This window comes from Sutterella sp. KLE1602, from assembly GCF_001578585.1.
Lineage (GTDB): Bacteria > Pseudomonadota > Gammaproteobacteria > Burkholderiales > Burkholderiaceae_F > Sutterella > Sutterella wadsworthensis_A.
Window position 1 is genome coordinate 1 of the sequence record NZ_KQ968583.1, and the last position, 21362, is coordinate 21362.

The 21362-nt window shown below is 64.8% G+C and carries 19 protein-coding genes and 1 pseudogene; 9 read left to right on the plus strand and 11 right to left on the minus strand.

What is annotated here, in order from left to right; all coding sequences use genetic code 11:
- Positions 1 to 111 precede the first annotated feature (111 nt).
- The 5 genes from HMPREF3036_RS10885 to aroD all read right to left on the minus strand — a co-directional run bounded on the left by HMPREF3036_RS10885 (position 112) and on the right by aroD (position 5638).
- Positions 112 to 1227, minus strand: coding sequence for a M20 family metallopeptidase (locus HMPREF3036_RS10885; protein ID WP_062334458.1), 1116 nt, complete (start codon positions 1225 to 1227; stop codon positions 112 to 114).
- Between the two features lie 172 nt (positions 1228 to 1399).
- Entirely contained in the window at positions 1400 to 2182 is a 783-nt protein-coding gene (locus HMPREF3036_RS10890; protein ID WP_062334460.1) for a transporter substrate-binding domain-containing protein, read from the minus strand.
- Positions 2183 to 2316: 134 nt separating this feature from the next.
- Complete coding sequence (locus HMPREF3036_RS10895) at positions 2317 to 2541, minus strand: hypothetical protein (protein ID WP_005436879.1); 225 nt, start codon at positions 2539 to 2541, stop codon at positions 2317 to 2319.
- A 247-nt stretch (positions 2542 to 2788) separates the two neighbouring features.
- The gene (locus HMPREF3036_RS10900; protein ID WP_062334463.1) at positions 2789 to 4582 is read right to left on the minus strand and encodes an FAD-dependent oxidoreductase; all 1794 of its coding nucleotides are present in this window, start codon (positions 4580 to 4582) and stop codon (positions 2789 to 2791) included.
- A 132-nt stretch (positions 4583 to 4714) separates the two neighbouring features.
- Positions 4715 to 5638, minus strand: coding sequence for a type I 3-dehydroquinate dehydratase (aroD, locus tag HMPREF3036_RS10905; protein WP_005436883.1), 924 nt, complete (start codon positions 5636 to 5638; stop codon positions 4715 to 4717).
- Between the two features lie 204 nt (positions 5639 to 5842).
- On the opposite strand from aroD, the gene HMPREF3036_RS10910 reads away from it, so the two are divergent.
- The 3 genes from HMPREF3036_RS10910 to HMPREF3036_RS10920 are packed head-to-tail and all read left to right on the plus strand — an operon-like array spanning position 5843 to position 9944.
- Complete coding sequence (locus HMPREF3036_RS10910; protein WP_062334466.1) at positions 5843 to 7828, plus strand: PhnD/SsuA/transferrin family substrate-binding protein; 1986 nt, start codon at positions 5843 to 5845, stop codon at positions 7826 to 7828.
- On the plus strand, positions 7825 to 8475 hold the full coding sequence (locus tag HMPREF3036_RS10915) for a response regulator transcription factor (RefSeq protein ID WP_062334467.1): 651 nt from the start codon (positions 7825 to 7827) through the stop codon (positions 8473 to 8475). The genes HMPREF3036_RS10910 and HMPREF3036_RS10915 overlap by 4 nt, the downstream gene beginning before the upstream one ends.
- The gene (locus HMPREF3036_RS10920) at positions 8472 to 9944 is read left to right on the plus strand and encodes an FAD-dependent oxidoreductase (protein ID WP_062334471.1); all 1473 of its coding nucleotides are present in this window, start codon (positions 8472 to 8474) and stop codon (positions 9942 to 9944) included. The genes HMPREF3036_RS10915 and HMPREF3036_RS10920 overlap by 4 nt, the downstream gene beginning before the upstream one ends.
- 74 nt (positions 9945 to 10018) lie before the next feature.
- Here HMPREF3036_RS10920 and HMPREF3036_RS10925 read toward each other — a convergent pair.
- The 3 genes and pseudogenes from HMPREF3036_RS10925 to HMPREF3036_RS10935 all read right to left on the minus strand — a co-directional run bounded on the left by HMPREF3036_RS10925 (position 10019) and on the right by HMPREF3036_RS10935 (position 13035).
- A pseudogene (locus tag HMPREF3036_RS10925) lies at positions 10019 to 10545 on the minus strand (DUF6803 family protein).
- 86 nt (positions 10546 to 10631) lie between these two features.
- A complete protein-coding gene (locus HMPREF3036_RS12010) occupies positions 10632 to 10979 on the minus strand; it encodes a hypothetical protein (RefSeq protein WP_147645359.1) in 348 nt (115 codons plus the stop codon).
- Positions 10980 to 11220: 241 nt separating this feature from the next.
- The gene (locus HMPREF3036_RS10935) at positions 11221 to 13035 is read right to left on the minus strand and encodes an aryl-sulfate sulfotransferase (protein WP_005436897.1); all 1815 of its coding nucleotides are present in this window, start codon (positions 13033 to 13035) and stop codon (positions 11221 to 11223) included.
- A gap of 198 nt (positions 13036 to 13233) precedes the next feature.
- Between HMPREF3036_RS10935 and HMPREF3036_RS10940 the strand changes: the two genes are divergently transcribed.
- A complete protein-coding gene (locus HMPREF3036_RS10940) occupies positions 13234 to 13731 on the plus strand; it encodes a LysR family transcriptional regulator (protein ID WP_082897469.1) in 498 nt (165 codons plus the stop codon).
- Positions 13728 to 14219 carry a LysR substrate-binding domain-containing protein gene (locus HMPREF3036_RS10945; protein WP_062334479.1) on the plus strand — a complete coding sequence of 164 codons (492 nt, stop codon included), beginning with the start codon at positions 13728 to 13730 and terminating at the stop codon, positions 14217 to 14219. Before HMPREF3036_RS10940 ends, HMPREF3036_RS10945 begins: the two co-directional genes overlap by 4 nt.
- 215 nt (positions 14220 to 14434) lie before the next feature.
- Here the strand turns inward: HMPREF3036_RS10945 and HMPREF3036_RS10950 are convergent, their stop codons facing one another.
- The 3 genes from HMPREF3036_RS10950 to HMPREF3036_RS10960 form a co-directional block, all read right to left on the minus strand.
- Entirely contained in the window at positions 14435 to 15919 is a 1485-nt protein-coding gene (locus HMPREF3036_RS10950; RefSeq protein ID WP_062334482.1) for an FAD-dependent oxidoreductase, read from the minus strand.
- A 215-nt stretch (positions 15920 to 16134) separates the two neighbouring features.
- Positions 16135 to 16776, minus strand: coding sequence for a response regulator transcription factor (locus HMPREF3036_RS10955; protein WP_062334485.1), 642 nt, complete (start codon positions 16774 to 16776; stop codon positions 16135 to 16137).
- On the minus strand, positions 16773 to 18671 hold the full coding sequence (locus HMPREF3036_RS10960; protein WP_062334488.1) for a sensor histidine kinase: 1899 nt from the start codon (positions 18669 to 18671) through the stop codon (positions 16773 to 16775). Before HMPREF3036_RS10960 ends, HMPREF3036_RS10955 begins: the two co-directional genes overlap by 4 nt.
- A 253-nt stretch (positions 18672 to 18924) precedes the next feature.
- On the opposite strand from HMPREF3036_RS10960, the gene dnaQ reads away from it, so the two are divergent.
- From dnaQ to HMPREF3036_RS11715, 4 genes are all read left to right on the plus strand, one after another.
- Positions 18925 to 19791 (plus strand): DNA polymerase III subunit epsilon, encoded by an 867-nt coding sequence (gene dnaQ / locus HMPREF3036_RS10965; protein ID WP_231289390.1) that lies wholly within the window; start codon positions 18925 to 18927, stop codon positions 19789 to 19791.
- A gap of 72 nt (positions 19792 to 19863) precedes the next feature.
- Positions 19864 to 20379 carry a flavodoxin family protein gene (locus HMPREF3036_RS10970; protein WP_005436911.1) on the plus strand — a complete coding sequence of 172 codons (516 nt, stop codon included), beginning with the start codon at positions 19864 to 19866 and terminating at the stop codon, positions 20377 to 20379.
- A gap of 168 nt (positions 20380 to 20547) precedes the next feature.
- Positions 20548 to 21120 carry a flavodoxin family protein gene (locus HMPREF3036_RS10975; protein WP_062334491.1) on the plus strand — a complete coding sequence of 191 codons (573 nt, stop codon included), beginning with the start codon at positions 20548 to 20550 and terminating at the stop codon, positions 21118 to 21120.
- Between the two features lie 137 nt (positions 21121 to 21257).
- Positions 21258 to 21356 carry a TFIIB-type zinc finger domain-containing protein gene (locus HMPREF3036_RS11715; RefSeq protein WP_081579503.1) on the plus strand — a complete coding sequence of 33 codons (99 nt, stop codon included), beginning with the start codon at positions 21258 to 21260 and terminating at the stop codon, positions 21354 to 21356.
- The last annotated feature ends 6 nt before the right edge of the window (positions 21357 to 21362 follow it).

The window sequence follows — 21362 nt, forward strand, 5'->3', positions numbered from 1 at the left end:
GAGGATCAAAAGTCCTCACCCCTATCCGATTTCAGACGGCAGGAAAAAGGCCTCCGGATCCCTGGGATCAGAGGCCTTTGTCGCAGACGTCGCCTGATGGAGCTCTGAGGATCAGAGACGCTTGAGGAGGTTGACGATCATGTTGATGCGTTCCTCGACGGTTTCAAGGCGCAGGAACTCGCGTTCGGAGTGAAAGCCACCACCGGCGGGGCCGCAGCCGTCGACGACGGGGATGCCGGCCTCGGCCATGTGGTTGCCGTCGGAGGCGCCGCCGGCGTCGACCCACCGGGCGTCAAAGCCCGCTTCGGAGGCGGCGTCGGTGATCTTCTCGACGAGTGCCCTGGTGTTTTCGGAAAGCGGCATGGCGGGCGAGTAGCTCAGCTGCTCGACGGTCTGCGTGACGCCCTCGACCCAGGTCTTTTCAGCGAGCGCGCGGATCTTCGAGATGAGTTCGCGGCCGTCCTCGTCGTTCCAGAAGCCCAGGTCGAGCGTCACTTCGGCGTGGTCGGAGATGATGTTGGCGCCCGTGCCGCCGTGGATGAGGCCGGGATTGACCGTCGTGCCGCGGGTCTTGTCGTCGAGCTCGTAGGCGGCGAGCGCAAGGCGCATGGCGGCGACGTTGGCGTTGCGGCCGTCCTGAGGATTGTTGCCTGCGTGCGCCGTGAGGCCCTTGAAGGTGAAGCGGATGTTGGAGGAGCCCTTGCGGGAGCGCACGAGTTCGCCGCCGGCACGCGCGGCTTCAAAGACGAGCGCGGCCTTCGCGTGCGTGGAGAGCTCGCGGAGCCATTCCTTGGAGGCGCGGGAGCCGAGCTCCTCGTCGGGATTGAAGACGCACCAGACGCTCAGACGCTCGAGGTCTTCGGGACGGGCGTTGCGGCAGGCGTAGAAGATGGCGAGCACGCCGCTCTTGCAGTCGGAGCAGCCCGGACCGTGAGCCGTCGTGCCCTCGACCGAGAAGGGGCGCGCGGCGGCCGTGCCGTCGGGGAAGACCGTGTCGAGATGGGCGTTGAAGATGACGTCGCATTCGGTCGAGCCCGGCTTGTTGCGGCAGATGAGGCCGCGGCCCGCCGTCGGGCCCAGGTCGACGAGCTCGGCCTCCCAGCCGATCGATTCGAAGTGACGCTTCATCACCTCGGCTGCGGACGTGACGCCCGCACAGTTGGTCGTGCCGCAGTCGCGGTTGACGAGTTCGGCGAGGTCGCGCACGTATTCTTCAAGCATGCTCATGGATAATCCTTGTTTTCAATCCGGACTTTGGGCCCGGGCGGTTGAGTCGAATTCCAAAAGGATACCAAGTGATCCGCAGCGCCGCATCGGGATTTCCGAGAACTGGGACGGGGACGGGCCCGCAGGCGGCTGCCTGACGGGCCCTGAGAACCTTGCGAAGGCGGTCTGGCCGTCAATCAAGCCACTTTGCCTCGATGGACTTGAGTTCGCCGCGGCGATCCAGAAGGTCCCAGAGATAGTTCATCACGCGCGTGTAGTCGGGGTCGTCGACGGGCAGCATGAAGCCCATGTAGTTGACGGGCGTTAGCGGGTTTTCGAGGAAGGCGGCGTGGAGGCGCTTGTCCTTCTTCGCGTAGAGCTTCGCCTCGGCGTTTTCCGTGATCATGACGTCGCCCCTGCCTTCGGCGATGAGGCCCGGGATCTCGAAGTTCTTGTCATGGGTCGAGACTTTGGCGCGGGTGAGGTTGGCGAGCACGAAGGCCTCGTTGGTGCCGCCCGGATTCTTGATGACGCGCACGTCGGGCTGGTCGAGGTCGTCGAGCGTCCTGAACTTGTTCTTCATCTTCACGTTAACGAGCGCGACCTTGCCGAACGGCGCGTAGGCGGGCAGGAAGTCGGCGATGAGCGCGCGAGCGGGACTGCGGGTGATGCCGCCCACGGCCACGTCGAACCTGTTGTCCTTGAGGTCGGCCGCCATCTGCTTCCAGGTGGTCGGGACGAACTCGACCTTCCAGCCGTAGACCTCGGCCATCGCCTTGACGACGTCAATGTCGTGGCCCGCGTAGCCGGAATCCTCCTTCATCGCGAATGGCCTGTAGTCGCCCGGCGTGCCGACGCGAAGCGTGTTGTTTTTAACGATGTTGTCGAGTCTTTCGCCCGCTGCGGCGGGAACGGAGCCAAGGGAGGCGAGGGCTGCGATGGCGCAGGCGAAGGCCGTGAGTGCGCGTGCGTTCATGATTGTTTTGAGACGAAAAAAAAGACAGTCCGCATCCGCTGCCGGCTCGGACGAGGATGGATCGGGGCTGCGAGTGGCCGGCGCAGCCGGGATGCGGCGGGAAGGTGCGAATCCTGAGTGTCGTCAGTCAGGCGTCAGTCTGCGGCGGCCGCCTTCCTGGCGGGCTCGGAGAGAATGGCGAGACAGGCCTCGAACTCGTCCTTGGAGATGAGGAAGGACTTTTCCTCAAGCCTTTCGGAGAAGAGTTCGTGCAGGGCCTCGAGCACGACCGCTTCGGGCGTCCTGCCTTCGCGTTCGGCGATGTTGGCAAGCAGCTCGGCGTCGAAGTCGCTCAATTTGATTCTGATATCGGAAGACATGTCCGTTCCTCCAACCAAACATTTCCACTTTGCATTGTATGTAGGCGTAATGCGTTTTGGAAGGCAGTAGGTGTTCGAACCTAGGCAGAAGTGCGCAGGCGCATTGAGCGCGCAGGGCGGCGCGCGGGGCGCTGACGAAAAAAGGGGCCCGAAGCCGATTGGAGAGCTTCGGGCCCGGAAGTCGGGAGCCGCCGTTGCGGGGCGGCCCCGATGGGGAAGAGAAGTGGTTGGGAAGGTTCGTCGACCCTTACTTGGCGACGGCTTCCTTGATGGCGTCCGCAGCGACACGGCCGGAGGTGAGGGCCCAGCCCACGTTGGCGCCGGCCGGGGAGTCGTCGCCCATCACGCCGCCGACGAGTTCACCCGCAGCGTAGAGACCCGGGATGAGCTTGCCGTCCTTGGTGATGACGTTGAGCTTGTCGTTCGTGCAGAGGCCGCCCATCGTGGTGGCGAAGCGGGGACGCTGCTCGACGATGTAGTACGGGCCTTCGGCGGAGATTTCGGCCTTCATGTACTGGACCGGACGGTCGAAGTCGGCGTCCTTCTTGGCCTTGACGAAGCCGTTGTAGCGGGCGACGGTGGCCTTGAGGGCGGCGGCGTTGATGCCGGCCTTGGCGGCGACTTCTTCAACCGTGGCGCCCTTCACGAAGAGCGGAGCGGTCTTGCCGTCCTGGGCGAGGTACTTGTCGGCATCCTCATGGGAGACGCCCGTTTCAGGCAGGCGCTTGTAGAAGCCTTCCCAGGACTTCTGGTCCATGAAGACGTAGCCTTGGCCGTTGGCGTTCTGGAGCATCGGATCGAGGATGTGGCGGTTCGAGGCCTTTTCGTTCACGAAGCGCTTGCCGTCGATGTTGACGAGAATGCCGGCTTGGTCGAAGGCGCCGACGTTGGCGTAGATGGTGGACTTGGCCTTGCCCGGCGCGACTTCAATGCCGTTCGGGTAGCGCTTGCCGTATTGCATGAGCTGCGTCTTGGCGCCGAGTTCCATGGCCATGCGGTGGCCGTCGCCCGTGGAGGAGACGGGACCGTAGTAGAGCGTGGACTTGATCGGCTCGACGAGCATGTCCTTGTTGTTGCCGAAGCCGCCCGTGGTGAGCAGCGTGGCCTTGGACTTGATCGTGTACTTGACGCCGTTGTCGTCCGTGGCTTCAACGCCGATCACGCGGCCGTCCTTGTCCTGAAGGAGCTTTTCGACGCGGGTGCTGTAGAGCACCTGGGCGCCGTTGCCGGCGATGACTTCACGAAGGTGCTGGGCCATCGTCTTAGCGCCGCCTTCGAATTCAAGGGCGCGGCGGTGGGAGTACTCGGCGAGGAACGGCAGGTCGTTCGGGATGAACTTCACGCCTACCTTTTCATGCAGCCAGTCGATCGTGGCACCGACATTGTTGGCGTAGAGCGAGATCTTGGCCGGGTCGTTGAGGTTGTGGCCATTGGCCATGAAGTCCTTGATCATGGACTCGGGAGAGTCTTCCGTGGAGCCGAAGGCCTTCTGGAGCTTGGAGCCCTGGGCGACGACCTGACCGCCGGAGATGGCGGCGGCGCCGCCGATGTACGGCATCTTCTCGACGAGGATGACGTTCATGCCGTTCATGCGGCCGCGGATCGTGGCGGACATGCCGGAACCGCCGCCGCCCACGACGACCATGTCGGTTTCAAGCGTCTTCTGGCCGCCGGTCTTCTTGACGGCGAGCGGAACGAGGTTGGCGGGATCGACGCCGGCCTGCTTGACGCAGTCGGAGACGGCTTTGCGGATGGCTTCGGTGGTGATGGTGGCGCCCGTCACGCCGTCAACGGCGGGAGACTGGGCGGCGACCATGCGGCCGGGAAGGAGTTCAACGGCCTTGGAGCCGATGCCCACGGTCTCGGACTGCTTCGTGACCTTGATGTCGGCGAGCTTGTCGGCGGTGAACGTCACTTCGACGGTGACGTCGCCGTGGATGCCGGGGGCGGTGGCCGTGTAGGTGCCGGCCTTGAAGCTCGCGGCGGAGGCGGCGGACGCAAAGGCCGCGGCAACTGCAAAGGCGATCAGAGTCTTCTTCATAATAAATTCCTGAACTTGTGATGAGTCGTAGGTTGATGAAAAAGGAGAACGTTTGTCCTTCGGATCGAAGGAGACGGGCCCGCGCCCCCGGGGGATGGAGGCGGGCGCAGGCCCGCAGGAGGAAGAGGAGCCTTACGGGTTCATGGCCTTGTGAAGCGTTTCAAGAACCCTGAGGCAGTCCTCGGCCGGGATCTGGCCCGGAGCCGAGGCCTTGCCGCCCACGCTCGCGAACGTCATGTCGCTGCCGAAGCCCTCGCCCGTGATGCGGGTGAGGACGCCTGCACGGCCCATGGCCATCGTGAGCATCGGACGGGCGGAGTGGTAGTGGCGCATCTTGGCCGTGGCGCTCATCACCGCGAGGGCGTCCTCGGGGCTGTGGGCCATGACGGCGATCTTGAGGATGTCGGCGCCGGCCTGTTCTTCGAGCATCAGGCGGCGGATGATTTCATCCTCGTCGGGCGTGAAGTTGAATTCATGATCGGAGATGATGACCTTGACGCCCTGCTTGCGGGCAAGCTTGACGAGACGGTCGATCATGGCGCGGTCACGGAAGAGCTCAAGGTCGACGATGTCGGCGCGGCCTTCTGTGAGGACGGCCTCGTAGACGCAGCCGTACCATTCGTCGTCGGCGATGAAGGGACCGCCGTCCGTGCCGTTGCGCAGCGTGACGAGCACGACCTTGTCGCCTGCGGCGGCATAGGCGTCGCGGGTAATGCGGGCGTAGTCCTTCGGATCAATCTTGCCGAGGTAGTCGATGCGGACCTCGATCACGTTGAGCGCGGGCATGTCCGCAAACTTCTTCACCGTGGCAATCAGGTCGGCTTCGGTCTTGGAGGTCGTCGGTGCAATGAGCTTCGGACGACCTTCGCCGATGCGCACGCCCTTGATGTCGATCACTTCGACGCTGCCGTTCGTCCAACCGCCGATGCGGTTCATGGTGTCGACGGGACGCGTCTTCTTGGAGAAGGCTTCGGAGGTGCTGGCCTGAGCAAGGCCCGTGTGCGCAAGAGCGGCGGTGCCGGCGGCAAGGCCCGTGATGAAGGAGCGGCGGTCCATTGTGGATGTCCTTGTGTTGCAGGTTCGCGTTGGAATGCTGAAAGTTTGGGTCGAACTGTTTTTCCGAGGAGCGGTCCGCTCTTCGGCGGACTTGAAAATGAAGTTCTGCTTCAGGTCCAAATTCTGCTAGAGTTTTTTAAAATCGCCTACCCCTGCATGGGGGTAAGTGTAAACCCTAAGGTTCTTCCTCCTCTCGGAAGCATCATGAATCCTCTCGACGTCAAGCGTTTTTCGGCTGCGGGTTTTCTTGCGGCGCTGTTCTGGACCGTGCTTTCGGGCCCGGTCGGCGCAGTCGTGCCGGGATCTTCCGGAGCGGCTCCGGACGGGCTTTCGCACCCGTCCCTGACGGCGCCCGCCGACGACACCCGCCCCGTGATGACGGTGGCCTGGCCCGACACGCTCGTCAATCCGTACGACGCCTTTACCATCCACGAGACCATCGCCGCCCTCAAGGAGAGGCTGCGCGGCTACCGCATCAGGACGGCGACCTTCGCGGCCGCCGAGAGTGCGGAGCAGCTCGAGAGGCTCAGGCCCGACTTCATCTTTGCGCGTTCGGTGTTTCCGCTCGACGCGGGCGTCTCCTCGGTGCGCATCGCCACGAGGCGCCTCAAGGGGCTCGCTGAGGCCGAGCGCGCCGTGGGCGCGGCCTTCGTCGTGAGGAGCGATTCGCACTACAGGACGCTCCGTGACCTCAAGGACCGCACGGTCTTTTCGTCCCTGCCCACGGCCATCGACGGTTGGCTTGCCGCCGAGCGCGTTTTCAGGCGCGAAGGCATCGATCCCACGCGGCTGTTTGCCAGAGTCGTGCGCCGCAACAACGACTATCCCGACGTCGTGGGCGCCATTCTCTCAGGGAGGGCCGACATGGCGGTCGTGCCGGCATGTCTGCTCGAGACGCTCGGCGACGAGGGCCTCGCGGACGTCTCAGGCCTGAGGGTGCTCGAGAGCGAGGAGTCGAAGAGCGCGCCCGTCATTCCGTGCAGGTACTCGACGGAGCTCTATCCCGACATCAGTCTTCTGGCACTGCCGCACGCGCCGTCCGAAATGGTGCGCGACATGACGATCGCCATTCTGAGCCTCAGGAACACTGCGGGCGCCGAATGGCTCACCAACGTTTCCCACGCAGGCGTCGACGCGCTTCTCAAGGAGCTGCAGCTCGGCCCCTGGGCCTATCTGAGGGACATGAGTCCCGCCGCGCTCTATGCAAGGCACAGAACCGCCTTCTGGCTGGCGGCGGGGCTTCTTCTGTTTCTCATCTTCAACGAGCTGAGGCTCGACAGGCTCGTGAGGCGCAGGACCGAGGACCTCAGGCGCTCGATGGCCGAGCAGGAGAGGCTTTCGGCGGTCGCGGCCGCCACGCGAACCCAGCTCGCGATGTTCGAGCGCAGAAGCGTCGTGCAGCAGATGTCGGGCATGATCGCCCATGAGATCAATGCGCCCGTAGGCGCGATCCGCACTTGGGCCGCCCTTGCAAGAATCAAGTGCCCGACGGCGGCGGTGGCCGATCCGGCGGCGGCCGAGGCACTCTCCAATGCACTCTCGCGCATCGACGGCGAGGCGACGAGGATCGCCGACATCGTCTCGAGGGTCCGAAAGTATGCAAGGCGCGAGCACGAGCGCGTCGCGATCTGCGAACTCGACGCCATCGTTGAGAGCGCCGTCAGGGCCTACAGGGCCGAAGAGCGAAGCGACGCCCGCGTCCCGATCAACGTTGCAGTCGCCGAGCGCCAGGCGGGCGTCTTCGGACAGCCGCTCGAACTCGAGGTGCTCGTCCTCAACCTCGTTCGCAATGCGGCCTCCGCCGTGAGGCGCCTCGACTGCCTCAAGGGCCCCGAGGTTGCCGTCGGGGTCGAGCTCGTGAGGGGCGCGGACGGCAGGTGGCGCATCACGGTCGAGAATCCGGGGCCCGTCCTCTCGGCGCAGGTCTTCGAAAAACTCAACGCCCGCGCCGAAGGTCTTGCCTGCGAGGTGCTCGACGGCGAGGCCGACCGTGAGACTTCGGAAGGCCTCGGACTCGGACTCACGATCTGCAGGGGTATTGCCGACAGTCACGGTGCGACGCTGCGCTTCGAGGCAAGACCCGAGGGCGGCGTGCGGGCCACGGTCGAGATCGACGCGGCAGGCCCCGCAGGAGAGGACACCGAAGGCAGGAAAACCATGAAGGTGAATGAACAGGGAGAAGATGCATGAAGCGGATGATCAGGACGCCGCTCGTGAGGCTTGTCGACGACGATGATGCGTTTCGCGAGAGCCAGCGCGAGTTTCTGAAGGCCATGGGCTGGCAGGTCGAGGACTATGCGGGTGCGGCCGACCTTCTCGAGCGCGACGACCTCTCGAGGCCGGGCTGCCTCGTGCTCGACATCCGCATGCCCGGCATGACGGGCGTGGAGCTTCAGCGCAGGCTCTTTGACGCGAAATGCACGCTGCCCGTCATCTTCCTCACGGGACACGGCGACATCACGACGGCCGTGCACACGATGAAGTACGGCGCAGCCGACTTTCTTGAAAAGCGCGGCGATCCGCTTGCGCTTGCGGGCGCCGTCGAGCGCGCCTGCGCGAAGTCGATGGCCGCAGAGAGCGATGCGGCCGAGGCGGACGACTACAGGAGGACCTTCGAGTCGCTTACACAGAGGGAGCGCGAGGTGTTCATGCTCGCCGCCGAGGGACTCACCAACAAGGACGTTGCCGAAAGGCTCGGCATCGGCGCCGAGACGGTGAAGATGCACAAGGCCAACGCCTACGCCAAGCTCGGCGTCGCAAGCGCGCTCGACGCCTACCGCTGGCTCGAGAACCTGCCTGCGGACTACAGGGCGGGCCTTGCGGGGACGGGCAAATGATGAAGGACACGAGAGGCGGCGTCATGACGCAGAGGCGCCGTCTTCTGGCGGGCGCGGGTCTTGCGGCGGCGGTGCCGGGCCGGCTTCTTGCCGCGGGCGCGCCCGACACGCTCGATCCGGGCGCCTCGGGCGTCTGGGACGTGATCGTCGCGGGCTCGGGTGCGGCGGGGCTCTCGGCTGCGGCTGCAGCTCTGGAGTCGGGCGCGGGCCACGTGCTGGTTCTTGAAAAGGGGCCGCTCGTGGGCGGACATTCGATCTATTCGAGCGGTTCGGTTTCGGCCGTGGCGCCCTCGCGCTCGCACGATCCGAACGACACGCTCGGCAGGTTCGTCGAGGATGCGCTCGAGGTCGGCGGCGGCACGGGAGACGCGGCGGTGCTCGCGAAGATCGGCGAGGATTCGGCGGGCGTGCTCGACTGGCTCGAGAGCCTCGGCGTGTTCTGGAGCGAACCGTTCATCGCGTATTCGGGCAAGCAGGCCAAGAGCTACGCGATGCCGGGCAACTCGGCGGGCCGCAGCTACGTGCTTGCGCTCATGGCGCACCTGAGGCGCTTCGGCTGCAGGCTTGCGCTCTCGACGCCCGTGACGGGCTTCAGACCCGAGGGGCATGCGTGGGTTGTCGAAGTGAAATCGCCGCAGGGCGCAAGAACGCTCAGGACGCGAAGCCTCGTCATCGCCTGCGGGGGCTTCACGGCCAACGTCGAGGCGCGCATGAAGATCAATCCCCTGCTCACGCCCGACGTTCCGACGAGCGCCAATCCGGCGGGCACGGTCTTTGACGGGGCAACGGGCGAACTCATCGAGTGCGCGGGACGAAACGGCGCGTTCGTGACGACGGGCTTCGGCCTTCAGGCGCTTCCGTTCTGGGGCGGACGCCTGCTCGACTATCAGGGCGCCGACATCTACGTCGACATGCACGGCAGGCGATTCGTCAACGAGAACAGTCCCTGGAACGTGATTTCGAACGCCATTCTGTCGCTTCCCGAAAGGCGCTGCTGGGTGATCACGGACGACCGTTCCTTCAAGGGAGCGACGCTCGGCGTCAAGCTCATCAACGGCGTCGTGAGGAAGTCGGACTCGATCGACGCGATGGCGGCCGCCATGGACATCGAGCCCGTCGTGCTCGCGAGGACGATCGAGGACTACAACAGGGCGGCGGACAAGGGGTACGACGCACGCACGGGCAAGAGGCTCTTTCGCCAGAGGATCGAGCGGCCGCCCTTCTACTGGGGAGCCGAGCGCATCTACGTGCACACGACGCTCGACGGCATCAGGACGAACCGTGCGGCCGAAGTCATTGCGTCCTCGGGCGGCCTCGTGCCCGGACTCTACGCCGCCGGCGAATGCGCGGGCGGCATTTTCGGCGGCGACCGACTCGGCGGCGCAGGCATGACCGCCTGCTTCGTGATGGGACGCGAGGCTGGAAGACAGGCTGCGGCAAGAGCGAAGGAGCTCCAGGCCGCAGCGTGAGCATCCGCGCGCATGGACGCAGGGCACGGCGGAGAAGCCCGCAGGCTTCGCGCCGCGCCTTTTTGCGGCCTGCGTCAGTGAATGACGTGGCCTGCGTGCGTCTCAGGCATCGCGTGAGCGCCGTCCGTCATGTGCATGTCGTCCGAAGCCCGCCAGCCGAACTGCACGGGATCGAACATCCCGAAGACCATGGCGGCGTGGGAGAGGACGAGATAGACGACCACCGCCGCGACGGCCGAGCGTCCCTTCCAGACGGCCGTCCTGCTGCGGGCGACGAGGCCGCCTCGAGAAGGCCGACGTAGATGAACGGAAGGCCCGCGGCCACGTAGGCGAGGGCCGAAACGGCGTCGACCCAGGTGCGCCATGCGACGACCGACGAGAACTGAAGGGCCACGCAGCCCGAGAGGAGCGCGATGCCGAGCGCGGCTGCATAGGCCGAGGCCTTGTTGAAGGCGGCGAGGGCGCCGCCCTGAGGCGGCTTGATGAGCAGAAGGATTTCGCTCACGACGTAGCACTCCGCGAGCAGCATCGGTGCGGCCATGAAGAGGACGAGCATGTGCCAGGAGCCCATCATGAGCTCCATATAGTGGGTCATTTCCATTTTGTGTGTCTCCGAAAAAAGAAGCTTGAGTGACGCGGACGGACGGCTGTCCGTCCGGAAGGCGTGCGGGCGCAGGGCCCGAAGCTTCAGGCTTTCGGAGGCGGAGAGTCCCTGCCGAGGATGACGCTCGTGTCGGCGGGACGGGAACCTGTGGCGGGCGGGAGGACGGAGGCGGAGTACGCAGTCCGGCACTCGGGCGCGGGCGCCGCGGGCGGCGTCACGCAGCAGAGGCGATCGGTGCAGGGCGCTTCGGGCGCCGCTGCGGAACATTCGGCCCGAACGGCCGCCTCGTGACGCGAGGCGTGTGACCCGACTGAGGCGGGTTCTCCCTGCCATGAGGCGGAGACCGCCTGCACGACGGCGGCATGATCCGGACAGGCGTGCGCACCGCAAGGCAGCGCAAGGAGCGCGGCTGCAGCGAATACGAAGGCCATTAAGCGGATCAATATTGTGAAAACGCCTCTGAAAGAATTGAAGACGGAATAGATTGTAGCTCCGATGCATTCGGGCGGCATAGGGCGAACGCAGTAGGCGGTGCGGGCGGCGGATAAAAACAAGGCGCCGTGCCCGAAGGCGCGGCGCGAGAAGGAGGGAGGCGCCTGATGACGGTGCGCCTCCTGAGGAGGCCTGCGGTTCCAAAGAGAAGAGAGACCGCAGGACTGAATCCGCCGATGCTTATCGGCTGAAGGCCTTGTCGAGCGAGATCGGAAGCGCGCGGTAGCCCATGGTGGACTTGAGCACGATTTCGACGGACGGTTCCGTGGAACCCCACTTGAACTCGTTGATGACGGGGTTCGGGCTCACGCTCTTAAACTGCTTCATGTTGAGCGAGGCGGTGGCCGAGTAGACGAAGACGGAGTTCTTGTCGGCCTGGTATTCGGTCACGGAGGTAATCGGGCTGTACCATTCGAAGCCGCGTTCCTTGCCGTATTCCCAGACCTGCTCGATGGTCATCTTCTTCTGGTCGATCCTGTAGATCACGGCGCGGGAGTACTTCATTTCAGGCAGCGCCGGCTGTTCCATGCCGCGTGCATCACCGTTGTCGAAGACGGAGAGGTAGAAGACGTCCTTGTCGGACTTGGAGTCGATGCGCCAGCCGGTGTGCTGCGTCCAGGTCCAGTCGAAGCCGCCCTCGCACTTGGAGCCTTCGCACTTGAGCGGCTTGCCGTTCTTGTCGATCGGCGTGAGAAGCTTGTCCTGGAACTCCTTCTTCCAGCCTTCATGCGAGCCGACGATCCACTTCACCTTCTTGTCGCGGCCGATCTTGATGAGGGCCGACTGGTGGCGGGAGGAGATGATGATCGAGTCGTCTGACGGGTCATAGTCGACGGAGTTGACGTGGGCCCAGTTGCGGCCCGGACCGACGCCCGCGATGTCGCCGAACTGATTGTTCGTATCCATCTTCGCGAGTTCTTCGGCGGAGAGCGTCTGGCCGGACTTGGAGGCGTCGACGTTGAGGCACACGGCGCCCTGGTCCATCGCCTTGATGACGTTGTCGCGATACGGGTCGAGGATGTCGAAGAGACGGAAGTCGTCGACGGCGCAGCCGTTCTGGTCGACCTCAAGGATCACGTCGCGGACCGTGTGGACGCGCTTGCCGTCGGGACGGCGGTAGTCGGCCGAGGAAACGCGCAGGAAGTAGTGGCCGTTCTGGGCCGGGTCCATGGCGTGCGAGAAGTCCGCGTAGCCGGCGGGCAGGCGGCGGTTGAAGACCTCGCGGCCCATCAGGTCGTACTTGGCGTAGCGCTGGCCGTAGCCGAAGGTGAGGAAGCCGTCGTCGGCCTGATGGAAGCCCATCATGATGCCGGACTTGTAGATGTTCTCGGGATCGTAGATCGGCGAGACGAACATGTACCAGCGGACGTCGCCCGCCGTGTCGATCACGGCGTTCTGCGGATAGTAGACCCACTCGAGGGCGCCGCCCATCGGATTGTTCCATGTCGTGCGTGCGACGTTGCCGCCCGAAGGCAGGAAGTTGTTGATGAAGTAGAGGCGGTCCTTGAATTCGGGCGCAACCTTCTTCACTTCGGTTTCGAACATGGCGTGGTGCTGGGCGGCCGTGCCGTTCGTCTCAGTGTGGATCCCGGGCGCGTAGATGCGGTAGACCTCGTTTTCGACGCGGGTTTCCTTCGTGCCGTCGACGAGCGTGTAAGACACCTCGACCGTGTTGTTGTAGTCGGGATAGAGGCCGAAGACCGGGATGCCCGCATGGGTGCGCAGCTGAACATCGCTCACGTTGTACTTGATTTCGGCGCCGCCGTGCTTGGGAACGATGCGGACCGCGGCATCCTTGAGCTGGTAGCCGCCGTTGCGGATGACGGCCGTGAGCGGCGCGATCTTGTACGGGTTCGTGATGACTTCGCCGATCTTGCCCTGGACGGCGTACTGGACGTTCGGGCCGGAGCCGCCGCCCGAGGCGGAGGCGGTGCCCGGAAGAATGCAGGCGGCGGCAACGGCCGCGGCGGCGAGCTTCAGTGTGAAGGACTTCATGAGGAAACTCCTTTGGATCCCTGGTCGGGGAGATGAAAGCGTGGTTTTGTCTTCTGGCGCGGACGTACTTTAGGTCGCGGCATTCTCTGCCGGGAGGCTGTCGCGCCATGGCTGTAAGGTTAGAGAAGACCGGAATTTCCAACCATTGTGAATTTCAGACGTGTTCAAGTCATATTTGACGAATGGAACCGTTCAAAAATGAGAAAAGAACCGAGGGAACCTCTCGACCGCGACCATTTGCTTCTCTTCAGGACGCTCTGCGCGCCGCACAACCTTCAGCGGGCCGTCTCGCAGCTCGGCATGCCGCAGGCGACGGCGTCGCGCTCGCTCACGAAGCTTCGCGAGGCCTTTGAGGACGAGCTCTTCACGCGATGCTCGGGCGGCCTCACGCCCACGCCAAAGGCGCTCGCGCTCGAGCCGAAGGTGGCGGCCGTGATCGCAAGCTTCGAGGACCTCTTCGTCGAGGAGACCGTCGATCCCGCGAGTCTGGTGCGCGAATTCAGGATCGCGTGCGCGGATCATGCGATGTTCTACATCGGGCTCGCCGTCACGCTCGCTTCCAGAACGGCGCCGGGCGTCACGTTCAGGCTCTCGCCCAACGGAGACGACTGGGTCGTGGAGCTCCAGAGAGGCGATCTGGACTTCCTAAACAACCTCGCCACTGAAGTGGGAGGCTTCCTGCGGCTGTTTCTGTGATCTTTCCCATCGAGCGCGCGCCCGAAGGCTGCGCATGCCTGCCGCTTTCGTCGTGCAGGAGCGTGCTCGTCGTGCGAAGCGGTCATTCGCTGGCCCGAAGGTTCGACGAGGCGGGCGCACTCACGCTCGAAGAGTGTCTTGCGCACAGATACGTGGAAGTCCGACCGGGCCCCGAATGGGTGCTTAGGGCAATGGACGCGTCGGTTTCCGAGGCCTGGATCGCAAGGCCGCGTGCGGTGAGAACGCCGTACTTCTTCAGCGCCGTGCAGATGGTGAGGCGTTCCGACCTCTGCTTGACCTGTTCCGAGACGCTTGCGCGTGAAGTCGCGGGCACGGATGAATTCAGGATTCTGCCGCTTCCCGAGGAGTGTTCGAAGAAATGGGTTCCGAAGCTCGTCTGGCACGAGCGCGGACATCGGGATCCCGCCATGCAGTGGCTGAGGGGCGTGATCACCTCGCTCGTGCACGAGCAGGATTCGGGTCGGTGAGGAAAGAGCTGCAGATGGAAATGAAGGGCCGGTTCCGTGAAGAACCGACCCCTTTCCGTACGTCTGCCTGCCGGGCCGTTGGAGGAGCGTGGGTTCGGCCGGGCCTGCGTGCATGCATGCGGCGGAGAAGTCCGCATGCGTGAGGTCGATGCCGGGCGCCGTGAGGAGAGAGGACGGCGCCCGGCACTTCTCAGTCGTGAGACCTGGAGGTCTCGTCAGGCGACTTCCTTCGCGGCGTTTTCGCCGGCGATCTGGCCGAAGACGAAGCAGTCGAGAACGGCGTTGCCGCCGACGCGGTTCGTGCCGTGGATGCCGCCCGTGATTTCGCCTGCGGCGTAGAGGCCCGGAATGACCTTGCCTTCCCAGTCAAGGGCCTGAGCCTTGACGTTGGTGTTGATGCCGCCCATCGTGTGATGGACCGTCATGCCGGTGTAGCAGGCCCAGAAGGGACCGTCCTCGATGCGCTTGGTGAGGTTGACGGGCTGCTTGTGGAAGTCGTCGTCGCGGCCGTTCTTGACGAAGACCTCGTTGTAGCGCTTGATCGTCTTCTCGAGGCCGTCGGGATCGACGCCCATCTTTTCGGCGAGTTCGCGGATTGTCGGGGCCGTCCAGGCCTCGTTGATCTTGATGCCTTCCATGATGGCCTTGCGGTTGATCGCGTCGTAGCTCATGAAGTTCGTGTTGTCGCAGACCGTGTAGCCGTAGCGTTCCGGCGTGCCGAGCACGGCGTCGCGGATCACGTCGCGGCGTTCGCCTTCGTTGACGATGCGGTTGCCGCGCTTGTCGACGTAGATGGAGCCGTTGACGTTGAAGTTGAGGAGAAGCTTCATCTTCTTGCCGGCGGGAGCACCCGGAGTCGACTGGATGAAGTCCATGCCGACGAGGTAGGCGCCGACGCGCACGGCGGCCATGGCGACTTCGCCCGTGGAGCCGGGGAGGTTGTCGGTGCCGAGCCCCTTGACGCGCGGGTCATGCAGCTCGCGCAGGTAGCGGTTGCCGGAGAAGCCGCCGGCGGCGAGAACGACCGCCTTCGTGGCGCGGATGAAGCGGGCGGGGCCCTTGGCGGGCTGGACCTTGACGCCGATCACGCGGCCCGCAAACTGCTCTTCGCGGATGATTTCGGTCACGCCGAGGCCCGTGCGGACCTGAACGCCGAGTTCCTTGGCGGCCTTCGTGAGGACGGTGCCGTAGCCCTGCCCCTTCGGAAGAGCGGGGATGTGCGAGCGCGGATAGAGCGCGCCGAAGATCTGGATGACGTTGTCCTTGAACTTCATGCCGAGGGACTCGAGCCAGGTGATGGCGCCGTAGGCGTTGTCGCAGAGGACCTTGACGCGTTCGGGATCGCCGCGGAAGTCGCCTGCGGCGAGCGTCTGCTTCATGTGGTTTTCGGGCGAGTCCTTGATGCCCTGACGCGGCTGGCGCACGGGGTCGGCGGCGTTGATGAAGCCCTGGGCAATGAGCGTGTTGCCGCCCGTGAAGGCGAGCTTCTCGAGGACGAGGATGTCCTTGGCGCCCGTCTGGGCGGCCTTGACGGCGGCGGCCATGCCGGCGCCGCCCGCGCCCACGACGACGATTTCGTGGGTTTCGTCCCATTTGACGTCGTTGCGGCACTGTGCGGATGCGGCGCCCGTGAAGGCGGCTGCGGCGGTGCCGATGCCTGCGGCGGCGAGCATGCGGCGGCGGGTGAGATTCGCGGTCATGATGTTTCTCCTTCTGGAGCGAAGCAGCGGGTGGTCTTGTTCGACGGGGCCCCTTCTGGGGACCCCGAAGCCCGCGGGCTGCGCTCGGTTTGTCATGACTGCATTGTCGGCCGACGGATTACGCGCGTAACTTGGAAAAGGTCAACGGGAGGCGATTTCGTCCCGTGCGTGAAGAAGAGAGCGGCGGGCGGCGGCGAAGAACGGCGGGGCCGGCCTCATCTGCCGATGAGGCGCATGATGTCGGGCAGCATGGCCTCGAGGACCTTGCCCGAATGAATTCCGAACTTCCGGTAGATTTTGGCGCGGTGGCCCTGCACGGTGCGCTCGGAGATGCCGAGCTCGGAGGCGATGCGCGCGTCGCTGCGGCCGAGCGAGATGAGTTCGAGCAGATGTCTTTCCCGGTCGCTCAGGGCCTTGGCGCCCGCCTTGAGGAGCTCGGCCGAGAGGCCTTCGCGGCGCAGGCGGTCCTTGTGCACGGCCGAGGCGATGGCGGCGAGGAGCTTCTCGTCGTCGACGGGCTTGAGCAGAAAGTCGACCGCGCCGCGCTTGAGGCTCTGGATCGCGGTGTCGAGGTCGCCGTGGCCCGTGAGGAAGATGACGGGCAGCTCAATCCCGCGCTCCTCCATCGCCTGCTGAAGTTCGAGGCCGCTCATGCCCGGCATGCGCACGTCGAGGACGAGGCAGCCGGGAGAGTCCATATTCTCGACAAGGAACTCCCGCGCGCTCGCGTAGCTCACGCATCGCCAGCCTTCGATCTCGAGCATCAGGGATAGTGCGGCGCGCACGTCGGGCTCGTCGTCGACGAGGCGGATGAGTGCCGAGTCGCGCTCGGCGGGATCGAATTCGGATTCGGTCATGGCAGATTTCCGTAGTTTTCATGCAGAGGCGCTTCGCTTCGGGCGGGCATCGTCAGCGTGACCGCGAGTCCGCCGCCGTCCCTTGCGGTGCGGGCCGAGAAGGCGAGCGTGGCGAGGTGGGCCTCGGCGATCGACTTGCAGATCATGAGTCCGAGTCCGAGGCCCGAGGACTTCGAGCTTGCGAGCGGACGTCCGATCTCGGCGAGCGCTTCGGGCGTGAGAAGCGCGCCCGTGTTGGCGACGGTGAGGCGCACGGCGGTGCCTTCATCTGCCGCGTCGAGCGTGATGAAGAGGCCGTAGGGACGGCCTCCGGAGGCTTGCGCGGGCTCGGGCGCCGAGAGTACCGCCTCCTGGGCGTTCTTTACGAGATTGATGACGAGGACCCGAAGCTCCACGGCGTCGCCCGAGACGATGAGGCCGGGGCGGATGTCCGTGGCGACGGGCACCTTGAGGCGGTCGGACTTCGTCATGTCGGCGAGGCACTCGGAGAGGAGTGCGGGCAGGTCGACGGGGAGGTCGCGCCTGGCGCCCTCTCTGGCGTAGCTTCTCACGCGGTCGATGATCGCGCCCGCCTTGTCGAGCTCGGCCGACATGCCCGAGAGGCAGCGTTCGGCGAGCACCGGGTCGGGTGCGCCGCGGCGCATGAGCGTGCGCATGCCGCGCAGGTAGCAGCGAACGGCCGAGAGCGGCTGGCAGAGTTCGTGCGCGAACATCGAGCTCAGCTGCCCGACAATGCCCGCGCGCTGCAGGCTGTCGAGCCTCGCGCCCGTCTCGCGCACCTGTTCGCGGGCGGCCTTTTCGCGCTCGAGCGCGGCGCTGAGGTCGGCGGTGCGGCGCCTGACGAGCTTCTCGAGTCTTGCGAAGTGCAGGATCCAGGCGGCGAGAAACCCGAGGAGCAGGAGGACGCCGCCTCTGGCCTCGTCCCAGATGCGTTCGAGCGTCCAATGGTTGAGATAGGCGAAGGGACCGGTCTTGAGCGAGCGGAAGAGGTCGTTGACGCGGTCGAACTCAGTCGCGATCGAGACGGTGAAGCCGCCCGGCGTCATGTCGGGCTTGAGGTTGAGAAGGAGCATTGCGACATGCTTCGTGATGACGGGCGGCGTGTGCGGCACGCTCGCGATCGTCCATCCCGGATACATGTCGGTCGAGTAGCGGCAGCCGAGCGCCTCGGCGCGAAGGCCGGGCTTGTCGTTGACGACGGTCCAGCGGCCCGCGAACTCGGGATGGCGCTCCGTGATGGCCTCGGGCATGCAGGCGCGAAGAAGGCCTGCGTCGGCGCGTCCCTCGACGACCGCGCGCAGGACCTCGACGGGACGGTTGTCGGTTTCGGTGACGGCGCTGAAGAATTTGTCGGGCCTGAAGCCCGCGGCGGCGATCTCGCCCATGTTGAGCATGTACGTCATGAAGTTCGCGCGGCTCGTCGTGACGGCCGTCATGCCTTCGAGGCTCGCGAGGTCCGTGATGTCGGGTCGCCCGCTCCTGACGACGATCACGCCCGCAACGCAGCGATTCGGATCGGGAAAGGCCCTGGACGTGATGGTGCCGATGTCGCGCGCGCCCATCGGACGCATCTGCACGAAGAAGCCGGAGCTGCCGAGAAAGAACTCGACCTCGCCTTTTCTCGCCGCTTCGGAGAGCGCTTCGGTCGTGTAGAAGCGCGGAACGATCCGGAGACCGGGCGAATTTTCCTGCAGATGGCGGACGATCGTTTCCTGAATGTTTTCGCGCCTGCTCAGGTAGGATGCCTCCGACTCGAAGTCAAGCAGGCCGATGCGCACGACGGTGCGGGCCTCGCTGCGGAGCGGGGCGTCGGGCTCGATCGTGGCGGACGGCGCTGCAAGGGCCGCGCCGAGCGGAACGAGGAGTGCTGCAGAAAGGAGGCAAAAGGCTTTCATGAGGGAGGTGAAGGCGAAATCCCGTTCAGGACGAGGCGCGGACGCGGCCCGAAACGATTGATTGTGCTGCAGGAATTCTACGCGACGCGCGAGACGAGCATGTCGATTTCGCCGGCGTGTTTCAGAGGACGGTGAGGCCGGGGCTCAGACAGGATGATGCCGTCTGCGGCGTCGAGGCGGCCGCACGGCTGCGGTCGTGCAGGGACGTCGTCGGGATCAATGTGCGATATAGTTAGGTCACCTGAACAGACACATGAGAGACACGCAGATGGCCTCCACCACCGAGTATGAAGACGAGAGGATCAACCTCTCGAAGGACGCCCCGAAACAGGCTCGTCCCCGCAAGAAGATCCTCGTGCCACCCAAGCCGCATGAGAAGCGCTACTCGAGCTTCAACAAACCGCAGATCACGCTCGATACGGAAACGACGGGTCTTGATCCCGACAAGGGCGACCGCATTCTCGAGATCGGCTGCGTGAGGCTCAACGGCCGCGAGATCTCGCTTGATCCCGACGACTATCTGCAGATCTACATCAATCCAGAGCGTGACATTCCCGAGGAGACGACGGCCATTCACGGCATCACGAACGAGAAGGTGAAGGACTGTCCCGTCTTTGCGGACATCGTGGACGAGTTCCTCGACTTCGTCTCCGACACGGAGCTGCTTATTCACAACGCGAAGTTCGACGTGGGCTTCATCAACATGGAGCTTGAGCGTCTCGGCAGGGGCAGGCTCGAGGACTACGTCGCGCAGATCACGGACACGCTTGAGATCGCCCGCGAGATGTATCCCGGCCGCCGCGTGAGCCTTGACGGCCTGTGCCTGATGCACAAGATCGACAACTCCGCCCGCGTGTTCCACGGCGCACTGCTCGACAGCCAGCTTCTTGCCGAAGTGTATCTGACGATGACCCGAGGCCAGGGCGAGATCGACCTCGACAACTGGGGCGACGCGGTCGAGATTCCGCCCGAGATCATCGCCCGCCTGACCATGCCCGAGCCCTCGCCCGAGGAGCTCGCCGAGCACGAGAAGATGCTCGACAAGGCCGACAAGCAGTGCAAGGCGACCTGCGCATGGCGCAAGGCGCTCGGCATCGGCGTCGAGGAGAAGGCGTCGTAGGCTTCGCCGCCTGCGCGAAACGGGCGCGGCGTCCTATACTTTCTTTTTCCAGCTTCCTGAACGAATCCCGACATGACCGAGAAGCCCCTGATCATCATCAGCTCCCGCACCGGCAACACGCTGGCCGTGGGACATGCCGTCTGCGACGCGCTGCCCGGCGCCGTCATGATGCGCCCCTCCGAGGTTCCCGACGACCTCACGCCCTACAATCCCGTCCTGCTCGGCTTCTGGTGCGACAGGGGCGATGCGCCCGAGGAGATCCTCAGGATCGCGCCCCGCCTCAGGAACAAGACGATCGGCTGCTTCGCCACCATGGGCGGCGACCCCGAGGGCGAGAAGTCGAAGGCCTGGATGCAGAAGACGAGCGAGAAGCTCGTCGCGATGGGCGAGGGCAATACGCTTGCGGAGACCTTCCTCTGCCGCGGCCGCATCGACCCCGAGGTCTTCCAGCGCATGACCGACATGCTCGGCGGCACCGTGAGTCCCGAGCGCGAGGCCGGCCGCAGACTGAGCGAAACCCACCCCGACAGGCTCGACCTCGACAGGGCCGCGCAGATCTTCGGCGGCTTCTTCGGCGGCAGCTGGTAGAAGCGTCCGCAAGACGCGATCGAACGGGATCAAAGAAAATCGAAAGGGCCGTGCCTCATCAGCACGGCCTTTTCTCGCATTTTGCGTGCGCCTTGCCGTGTCGCGCTATCATGAGGACCTCTCGGAACCCAAAGCCCGCCCCTCGGGCAACAACAGGAGACAACACGGATGAAGATCCTTCTCATCAACGGCAGTCCGCGCGAAGGCAACACCGCCCGCGTGCTTGAGGCCCTCGCCGCCAGGCTCGGCGGCCATGATGTCGAGACGCTCAGGCTCGGCGAACTCGGCATCAGGGGTTGCATCGGCTGCCTGCGCTGCCAGCAGGATGTGGAGCACTTCGTCTGTCATCAGACGGGCGACGACGCCAATGCGGTGCTCGCGAAGATCGTGGCGGCCGACGTCGTGCTCATGGCGACGCCGCTCTACGGGCATTGCTTCACGGCCCAGATGAAGTGCCTCGACGACCGCATGTCGGCCCTGATGAAGTGGGTGGGCGGCGAGCATCCGCACGTCGTCTCGGCGCTCAAGGACAAGCCGATGGGCCTTGCGGTCACCTGCGGAGGACCGTCCGCAGGAAACGCCGACCTGCTCCTCGCGCTCTTTGACAAAACCGCCGAAGGCCGTCAGGCCCGCGTGTTCGGCAAGTACGTCTTCGAATTCTGTCCAGGCGATCCTGCGGGCTTCACGCCCGACGAGGCGCTCCTCGCGCGCATGGCGGCCGATGTCGCCGCGCAGGGCTGAGTCTTGCAAATACCCGCCCGTTTTCGGCGGAACTCGATGCGCATCATGTTAGAATGCGCTCCTTTCGCGCCTGCGCTCCGCGTGCAGGCGCCCGCAACTCAGAAACCCAACAGAAACAACAGTTCAAGGACACCGCCATGACCTCTCTTCCGCCTTGCCCGAAGTGCAGCTCCGAGTACGTGTACGAGGATGCCGGCCATCTCGTCTGCCGTGACTGCTCCCCGTCCGATTTGTAACAAATC

Excerpts from the sequence above, each read along its gene's own strand:
- HMPREF3036_RS10885 (WP_062334458.1), bottom strand. The coding sequence starts at position 1,227 with ATGAGCATGCTTGAAGAATACGTGCGCGACCTCGCCGAACTCGTCAAC.
- HMPREF3036_RS10890 (WP_062334460.1), bottom strand. The coding sequence starts at position 2,182 with ATGAACGCACGCGCACTCACGGCCTTCGCCTGCGCCATCGCAGCCCTC.
- HMPREF3036_RS10895 (WP_005436879.1), bottom strand. The coding sequence starts at position 2,541 with ATGTCTTCCGATATCAGAATCAAATTGAGCGACTTCGACGCCGAGCTG.
- HMPREF3036_RS10900 (WP_062334463.1), bottom strand. The coding sequence starts at position 4,582 with ATGAAGAAGACTCTGATCGCCTTTGCAGTTGCCGCGGCCTTTGCGTCC.
- aroD (WP_005436883.1), bottom strand. The coding sequence starts at position 5,638 with ATGGACCGCCGCTCCTTCATCACGGGCCTTGCCGCCGGCACCGCCGCT.
- HMPREF3036_RS10910 (WP_062334466.1), top strand. The coding sequence starts at position 5,843 with ATGAATCCTCTCGACGTCAAGCGTTTTTCGGCTGCGGGTTTTCTTGCG.
- HMPREF3036_RS10915 (WP_062334467.1), top strand. The coding sequence starts at position 7,825 with ATGAAGCGGATGATCAGGACGCCGCTCGTGAGGCTTGTCGACGACGAT.
- HMPREF3036_RS10920 (WP_062334471.1), top strand. The coding sequence starts at position 8,472 with ATGATGAAGGACACGAGAGGCGGCGTCATGACGCAGAGGCGCCGTCTT.
- HMPREF3036_RS12010 (WP_147645359.1), bottom strand. The coding sequence starts at position 10,979 with ATGGCCTTCGTATTCGCTGCAGCCGCGCTCCTTGCGCTGCCTTGCGGT.
- HMPREF3036_RS10935 (WP_005436897.1), bottom strand. The coding sequence starts at position 13,035 with ATGAAGTCCTTCACACTGAAGCTCGCCGCCGCGGCCGTTGCCGCCGCC.
- HMPREF3036_RS10940 (WP_082897469.1), top strand. The coding sequence starts at position 13,234 with ATGAGAAAAGAACCGAGGGAACCTCTCGACCGCGACCATTTGCTTCTC.
- HMPREF3036_RS10950 (WP_062334482.1), bottom strand. The coding sequence starts at position 15,919 with ATGACCGCGAATCTCACCCGCCGCCGCATGCTCGCCGCCGCAGGCATC.
- HMPREF3036_RS10955 (WP_062334485.1), bottom strand. The coding sequence starts at position 16,776 with ATGACCGAATCCGAATTCGATCCCGCCGAGCGCGACTCGGCACTCATC.
- HMPREF3036_RS10960 (WP_062334488.1), bottom strand. The coding sequence starts at position 18,671 with ATGAAAGCCTTTTGCCTCCTTTCTGCAGCACTCCTCGTTCCGCTCGGC.
- dnaQ (WP_231289390.1), top strand. The coding sequence starts at position 18,925 with ATGAGAGACACGCAGATGGCCTCCACCACCGAGTATGAAGACGAGAGG.
- HMPREF3036_RS10970 (WP_005436911.1), top strand. The coding sequence starts at position 19,864 with ATGACCGAGAAGCCCCTGATCATCATCAGCTCCCGCACCGGCAACACG.
- HMPREF3036_RS10975 (WP_062334491.1), top strand. The coding sequence starts at position 20,548 with ATGAAGATCCTTCTCATCAACGGCAGTCCGCGCGAAGGCAACACCGCC.
- HMPREF3036_RS11715 (WP_081579503.1), top strand. The coding sequence starts at position 21,258 with ATGACCTCTCTTCCGCCTTGCCCGAAGTGCAGCTCCGAGTACGTGTAC.